Genomic DNA, 7,560 nt, shown 5'->3' with positions numbered 1-7,560 from the left:
TACTTTTCTTCTATATTTTATACACATAACTAAGTGATAGTGTAACAAAAATACTGAATGATTATTACTATCTAATTCCATTGTAATTACTTCCTTTCAGTTTTTACTACTGATTTTATAATACAATACATTTTTTTGAAAATCAAGTAAAATAAATAACCTATCGGTTAGGCTTACATCCTCCACCTCCTATGTCGAGGAAGAGGAATTTCGCCATTATAGGTTAAACTGTTTTAGCTATTAGTTAAAATATAGTTTCTGTATAATTAATCATAGTTTATATATCATTAATACTTAAAAAGAGTACCTAAGTTTGTAAGTACTCTATTTATATGATTTTATATTTTAGCAAAATTACATGCAGGGTAAGTACATACATCACAGTTCATACAAAGACCACCATGACCATATTTAGCTATATCATATTTGTCAAGTTTTTCATCTATTAAAATCCTAGATAGAACTATATCAAATACTGTAGTTTTATGATACATTGCACATCCAGGTATCCCCATAATCGGAACTTCTCCATAATAAGCAAGTAAAAACATTGCTCCTGGTAATATTGGTGAACCATATGTAATTAAGTCAGCTCCAGTCTCTTTTATAGCTGTCGGTGTGACATCATCTGGGTCTACACTCATTCCACCAGTACAACAGATAAGTTCTGCTCCTTGACTTATAAATTCTTTTATTGCATTTTTTATGATATCCTTATCATCTGGACATATAGTTTGGCCTATAACTTCACATCCAAACCCCTTTACTTTTTCTTCTATTACTGGTCCAAATTTATCAACAATTCTACTGTAAAATACTTCATTTCCAGTAGTAACGATTCCTACTTTTTTAGGTTTAAAAGGTATTACTTTGACTATTTTTCTGTTATCAACTACTTTTTTTGCCTCTTCTAGTTTTTTCTCATCTATGACTAGAGGTATGACTCTTGTTCCAGCTACTTTTAGCCCTTTATTTACTACAAAATTATTATGAAGAGTTGCCATCATTATTTCACCAACACAATTTAAATCAAAAAGTGCATCAACATCTATTTTTAAAAGCCCATCACATGCTGCTATAAAATCTATCTTTCCTTCTTTTATTTCACTGAAATCTAAATTTTCTCCAGCAGTTAATTCTTTTAAAAATAAAGCTCCTTCATTTTCATGAATCATTCCCTCTGATTTTTCCCATACATATAAGTTGTCTTTACCAAGAGATAATAAAACTGGAATGTCTTCTTCTTTTACTACATGTCCCTTTTTAAATTTTCTTCCTTTAAATTCTCCTGGTATTATTTGAGTAATGTCATGACATAAAACTTGTCCAACAGCATCTATAGTTTTTATTAATTTCATAATTTACCCCCTATTCTTTCATAATCCACTTTCGTATCAATATCTAATAACATTTTTTTGGGAACTTCTACATATTTTATTTTTGATGAATTCTTTAAAATAGTTTTCCCTTTTTCATCTTCTTTAAGTGCCAACAATTCCTTTTTTTTGCTAAATGGAAATATAACTGGATTTCCACATACATCTTTGCATCTTGGAATTACTATAAAATTTCTATCTAATTTAAAAGTATTTATAATTTTATCTATATATAAATCATCAATAAATGGTTGGTCTCCCACAAAAAACATATATCCATCACATTTTGAGCTATTTAAAATTCCTAATTTTATGGATTCACTCTGACCTATATTTGCATCTTTATTATCTACATATTTAAAGCCATATTTATTACATAGTGCTAAAACTTCTTTATATTGACTTACAACTACAACTTGATGAAAATTAATTTTACTAACTGCCTTAAGTACATGTTCTATTATAGAACATCCATCATATTCCAATAAAAGTTTATTTTTTCCCATTCTTCTGGCAAATCCTGACGCCATTATTACTGCATTTATCATATATATCATTCCTTAACATTTATAATGTATTGATATTGTTATGATTTTATAGTATCTTTATTGATATTATCTATATATATAATATCACATAAACTATTTTAATACTTCAATATCTTATACAAAAATTTTGTTTTATACTTCCATAAAATATATCTATTTCGCTTTCATGCTCTTTAATAATTTTAATTAAATTTATAGCTAAACTTTCATATATTTCATTTTCGACTTTATTAATAAATAATATTTTTTTTCCATGATAATTTTTAAACAATCCTTTTGGATTTAATACTACATTTTTTAAATTATCAAGGCTTACTGTAGGATTATCATTTATATTACACATATTTAAATTAGTTATTTTTTTAAATTCATCTAACCTATGTATATTTTCTTCATTAATATCCATTCCAAATGAAGTTATATCTAATATACCTATAGTTTTTGTAGTTTTACAATATACTACTGGTTCTCCATCATTCCAACCTTTAAGTTTTTTTCTCTTTGAACCATCACCTTCTATCAAGACCAAATCAAATTTATCTATCATTTTTTCTAAATCAGATAACTTTATTCCTACTATTTTATTTTCATTATTTATACAGCTTCCACATACTGTTACTCCATGACAAATAGATGGAATAGAAGTTCCACCTATTGTCATAAATATATTGTCATAGTCTTTTCTATCAGGTAAATATATTTTAGTAGTTGTTGTAAGTAAAACTTTTAGCTTATCTCTATAAAAATTCGCAAAGTATTTTATAAATGAAGTTTTTCCTCCTGCTCCAACTACAGTTATTATTTCATTTGCTCCTATCATATCTGATAATTTCACACTTTCACCTCTCATAACTATTTCTTTTAAATATCCTAAATTTTATTTATTTGAAATTTATAATTTAACTTTTTTAGTAAAAGTGATTTTTGAAATTCTATAAACTAAAAAGTAAATAGATTCTGTTGTAAACAACAAGGCGGATCCAATTCGCCGCTAAGCTGTAAGCTTATACGCTATCAGTTTATCTTTTAATTATTATTAAGATATTCTTATTCTTTGTGGTTGCTTTAACACCTGAGGATTATTCTGCAAATAAGATAAATCAACTATTTTTGATTTTTTTAATATATTAAGACTTGCATTTACATCTGCGTTTATAATCATACCCATACTAGATTTATATTGACCACGTGTTATTCTTTCTCCCTTAAATTTGTATTTCTGTACATCATCCAAATTAATATCAGGAAGATAATCATTGGCAAAAAAATCGGATTTACTAGTATAGCTTTCTTCTTGTCTAATGAAATTAATATTTTTTATTTTACATAGGTACTCTAGTTTTCCTTTTATCTCTCCAAAAGGAATTCTTATAAAATTTCTATATATTTTCTTTTCCATATTATCACTTTTTTCTAACTTAGCATTATATCCTACAATTAAATTGCCAATATTATTTTTTACACAGTAGTCAATTATGTAAAAGCAAGTTTTATTTACATAGTCTTTAACCTGATTATTTCTTTTATTCCATACTTTAAATTGTTTTCTTGTAATTAAACTTATATTCTTTTTTAATTTTAAAGCCTCTATTTTATCGTTTTGCTTATTTGCCCATTGATTCACAGACTTAAGCCTTCTCCCATCTATAATAAAACTATCACCTAAATTGGTAGTACAAGTACATAAGTTTTCTAAACCTAAATCTATTGCCAGTGCATTTTTTTTATTTGAAACTTCCTCTGATTTCGGTATTTCATAACAATACTGAATTTCAAAGAACCTAGCCTTATGTTTAGGTATTATTCTTATTTCCTTAACTTTTTTGTCTAATATATTATTTGGAACTTTTATACTCACCTTTCCATACATTTTTTTAAATGCTGGAGACATAGGAACATTTAAAATTCCATCGTCTTTAATTCTTATTTGACCTATTATTATACTAAAAAAACCTTCTTTGTCTAAATACTTAGGTGATTTTATTCCTCTAAAATCATACTTGCCTTCTTTAGCTAATTTAATTAAACCAAAAAATGACCTAAACGAACTATCAACTTCTTTTAGTATTTGTTGTGCTACATTACTATTGAGTAGTTTATAGTTTTCATTTTCTTTACACACATGATAATTAGCTTCATAATTAAGATGCTCTCCTTGATTAAAGTAATGTTGTCTGACATTATATGTACCAACATTATACAAATTCTTTGCTAAAAAGCACATCTCTCGCAAAGCCTGATATTCTTTTTTAGTTAAATTTTTTAATTGTTGTCTCTGAGTCCCATAATGTATGTTTTTTGTTCTATTTGGCATAAACTCACCTCCTTTAACTCTTACTCTATTAGACATTATATATGGTATTTTTAGAAAGCACCATATATAATGTCTATTCAATTACTTTATTTTACAAAATAACTTAATTTTATACTTTATAGTATATCATTTATTAAATTTATTTGTTATTGTTTTTCATACCCATGTACACTTTTTCAAAAGTTATAGGAAGCTCTCTTATACGAACTCCAGTAGCATTAAAGATTGCATTTGCAATTGCTGGTGCTGGCGTATGTATAACTATTTCTCCTAAAGATTTAGCTCCATAAGGTCCTCCTGGGTCAAAATTATCAGCAAAATCTACCAATATATTTCCTACTTCTTTTTTTGTAGGAACCTTATACTGCAAGAAACTGTCTGTCAATAACTTTCCATCTCTATCAAATTTAGGGTCTTCATACATTGTAAACCCTATTCCCATCATTACTCCACCTTCTACTTGTATTCTAGCTAATGTTGGATTTATAACTGTACCACAGTCTGGGACACATGCAAAATTTATTACCTTATATTCCCCTGTATTTTTATCTAATTCTATTTCAGCAAATCCTGCTATAAATGGTTTTATTCTTTTTAACATACCAAATGATTCTGTTGCTTCTAAAACAACTGGTACATCGTCACTTGAAAACCCAATACCTCCAACTGACTCTCTTCCTAATTCCTCTAATAACACAAATTTACTCTCATCATTCTTAACAAAAATTCTATCTTCACTTAACTCTAAATCTTCTTTTTTAGACCCGAGTTTAGATTCTGATATTGAAAGTAATATTTCTTTTAATTTGTTTGCTGTTTTTATTGTTGCATTTCCTGTAACTGTTGTAGTACAAGAAGCAAATGCACCTGTATCATATGGACATAGGTCCGAATCACCTGTATAAACAGATATTCTATCTACAGTCGTATTTAAAGTCTCAGCAGCAATTTGTGCTTGAATTGTATCAGCTCCTTGGCCTAAATCAGCAAGACCAGATAATAACTTATATGTCCCATCTTCATCCATTCGTATAGTCACTGTTGCCATATCCACACGTGGTATACCAGAACCATGATTTGCCACTGCCATACCTACTGCCCTTACCTTGTTATTGCCTATATCTTTACACGGATATTTATCATCCCAATTAATTAATTCTTTCCCTTTTTCTATACACTGTTTTAATTCACAGCTTAGTATTTCTTCTTCTGCTGCTTTTCCATTAGTATATCTATCTATTATGTTTTTAACTCTAAATTCAAGAGGGTCTATACCAACCTTATTAGCTAATTCATCAATAGCACTATCTATTGCAAATATGCCTTGTGTAGCTCCATAACCTCTAAGTGCACCTGCTGGCAATCTATTAGTATATACTGTTCTAGCATCAAATCTAACAGCATCAATATCATTATATATTGGTAATGTATTATGACCTGATTCTGAAGAAACAGAAACTCCATTACCACCATAGGCACCTGTATTATTTAGTGATTTTAATTCTATCGCCTTTAAATTTCCTTCTTTGTCTGCACCTACTCTAACATCAAAAAACATTTCATGCCTACTATTAGAACCTACAAAAGTTTCACTTCTTGTAAAAACAAATTTTGCTGGTCTTCCAGTTTTCATAGTCACAAATGCAGTAAATATATCTGTTGCTGCTATATTCTTTCCTCCAAATCCACCACCTATTCTAGGCTTTATTACCCTTATTTTAGAAGAAGGAATCCCCAATACTTTTCTAAGTATTCTCTTTACATTGTGTGGTGATTGTAATGATGACACAACAACAATCCTATCATTTATATCTTTATATGCATATGACCTATGAGTTTCCATCATACAATGTGATTGACTTTGAGTCTTATATGATGCTTCTACCACAAATTCACTTTCTTTAAGCTTAGCCTCAACATCACCAAACTCGAAAAACTCTTTTGATACTATATTATTTTTTGCATCTAATCCAAAAGGATATGGTTCTACTATATCTTGTTCTGGATGTATAATAACTTCATTTCCTTCTGCTTCTCTTGCATTAAATACAGGCTTTAAAGTTTCATACTCTACTTTTATCATTTTTAAAGCTTTAATGGCTGTTTTTTCATCTTCTGCTGCTACTAATGCTACCTCATCTCCAACAAATCTAACCGTATCTTCAAGTAAGACTCTATCATAAGGAGATGCTTCTGGTTCTGTTTGACCTGGAACACAATATCTAACTTGTGGGACATCTTTATAAGTATAAATTCCTACAACTCCTGGAATTTTTTCAGCTTTTGACGTGTCTATATTCTTTATTTTGGCATGTGCATGTGGACTTCTAAGAAGTTTAACAGTCAAAACATCTTTATGCATAATAAGGTCTTCAGTATATAGAGGCTTTCCTGTCACAATTGCTGTACTATCTATCTTTCTTATCCCCTTATTAATCATTATCTATTACCTCCCTCAATAGCACTATACATCCTCTTAACTAGCGCACTTGCCATATCTATTCTATACTCTTTGCTTGCTCTCATATTACTTCCATAAATTAATTCTTTACCTACAATAATAGATGCTTTATCTATATCCTTTTCTTTACTCAATATATTACTTGCTTCAAGTGCTAATTTAGCCCTTTGAGGTCTTGCTCCAATTGCTATTTTATAAGTATCATTTTCTTTTAACATAGCTGAATTTAATATAGCAAAATCTCCTGTACATTTTCTTATTGAATCAAACACAGCTACTGCATCTTTCTTAGGAAGTATTACTTCAATTAATATATCTTTATTTAATTCACTATCTAAAAACTCATTTAGCTCTAATATTCCACTATTGTATAACCTTACCTTCGCACCAACAACTAAAAGTACTGGAATCAAGTCAGAAAAACCATATTTCGAAAATACACTAGCTCCAATTCTTGCTCCTTGTCTAAATTGAACACCAACTATATTAGAAACAGCACTTGAGACTATTCCACTACAATAATTTTTAATAGTTTTATTTATTTCTAAACTTCTCAAAGATGTATCTGCTCCTATTAGTATATTTTTTTCATCCTCTTTTATATAGTCTAGATTTATATCCTTTAAATCTATGGCTGTTCCTATGTTTTTATTGCTTAATTTTATAAATCCGCAACCACCTAAAATAACATTATTTTTTTTAGAAATTAAAATTTTATATGCTTCTTCCAGGCTTTGTGGAACAGAATATTCTTTTATAGTAACCATCTTATCCCCCTTATATCATATTTATTAAAACTTGAAATCTATTAAGTACATTGCTTTAATTTTTATAAATATATAGTAATCTTAATTTAGTTCT

6 protein-coding genes and 1 pseudogene are annotated in these 7,560 nt (G+C 28.5%); all 7 read right to left on the bottom strand.

Annotation, left to right across the window (positions count from 1 at the left end; all coding sequences use genetic code 11):
- Positions 1 to 81: pseudogene (locus tag KGF36_RS03285) on the bottom strand (IS200/IS605 family transposase); the annotation flags it as partial.
- Positions 82 to 338: 257 nt separating this feature from the next.
- Positions 339 to 1,358 (bottom strand): molybdopterin-binding protein, encoded by a 1,020-nt coding sequence (locus KGF36_RS03280; RefSeq protein WP_227829379.1) that lies wholly within the window; start codon positions 1,356 to 1,358, stop codon positions 339 to 341.
- Positions 1,355 to 1,924, bottom strand: a complete 570-nt coding sequence (gene mocA, locus KGF36_RS03275; RefSeq protein ID WP_227829380.1) for a molybdenum cofactor cytidylyltransferase — start codon at positions 1,922 to 1,924, stop codon at positions 1,355 to 1,357. Before mocA ends, KGF36_RS03280 begins: the two co-directional genes overlap by 4 nt.
- A gap of 106 nt (positions 1,925 to 2,030) precedes the next feature.
- On the bottom strand, positions 2,031 to 2,759 hold the full coding sequence (gene yqeC / locus KGF36_RS03270; RefSeq protein ID WP_227829381.1) for a selenium cofactor biosynthesis protein YqeC: 729 nt from the start codon (positions 2,757 to 2,759) through the stop codon (positions 2,031 to 2,033).
- A 201-nt stretch (positions 2,760 to 2,960) separates the two neighbouring features.
- Complete coding sequence (locus KGF36_RS03265; protein WP_227829382.1) at positions 2,961 to 4,238, bottom strand: transposase; 1,278 nt, start codon at positions 4,236 to 4,238, stop codon at positions 2,961 to 2,963.
- A gap of 139 nt (positions 4,239 to 4,377) precedes the next feature.
- The gene (locus KGF36_RS03260; protein ID WP_227829383.1) at positions 4,378 to 6,678 is read right to left on the bottom strand and encodes a molybdopterin cofactor-binding domain-containing protein; all 2,301 of its coding nucleotides are present in this window, start codon (positions 6,676 to 6,678) and stop codon (positions 4,378 to 4,380) included.
- Entirely contained in the window at positions 6,678 to 7,466 is a 789-nt protein-coding gene (locus KGF36_RS03255; protein WP_227829384.1) for an FAD binding domain-containing protein, read from the bottom strand. Before KGF36_RS03255 ends, KGF36_RS03260 begins: the two co-directional genes overlap by 1 nt.
- Between the last annotated feature and the right edge of the window lie 94 nt (positions 7,467 to 7,560).

The sequence above is a fragment of the Clostridioides sp. ZZV14-6009 genome, from assembly GCF_020658095.1.
Taxonomy (GTDB): domain Bacteria; phylum Bacillota; class Clostridia; order Peptostreptococcales; family Peptostreptococcaceae; genus Clostridioides.
This window is presented reverse-complemented; position numbering and strand designations above follow the sequence as displayed.

What these genes read in the sequence shown, in the direction of transcription:
- KGF36_RS03280 (WP_227829379.1), bottom strand. Translation starts at nt 1,358, where the DNA reads ATGAAATTAATAAAAACTATAGATGCTGTTGGACAAGTTTTATGTCAT.
- mocA (WP_227829380.1), bottom strand. Translation starts at nt 1,924, where the DNA reads ATGATAAATGCAGTAATAATGGCGTCAGGATTTGCCAGAAGAATGGGA.
- KGF36_RS03265 (WP_227829382.1), bottom strand. Translation starts at nt 4,238, where the DNA reads ATGCCAAATAGAACAAAAAACATACATTATGGGACTCAGAGACAACAA.
- KGF36_RS03260 (WP_227829383.1), bottom strand. Translation starts at nt 6,678, where the DNA reads ATGATTAATAAGGGGATAAGAAAGATAGATAGTACAGCAATTGTGACA.
- KGF36_RS03255 (WP_227829384.1), bottom strand. Translation starts at nt 7,466, where the DNA reads ATGGTTACTATAAAAGAATATTCTGTTCCACAAAGCCTGGAAGAAGCA.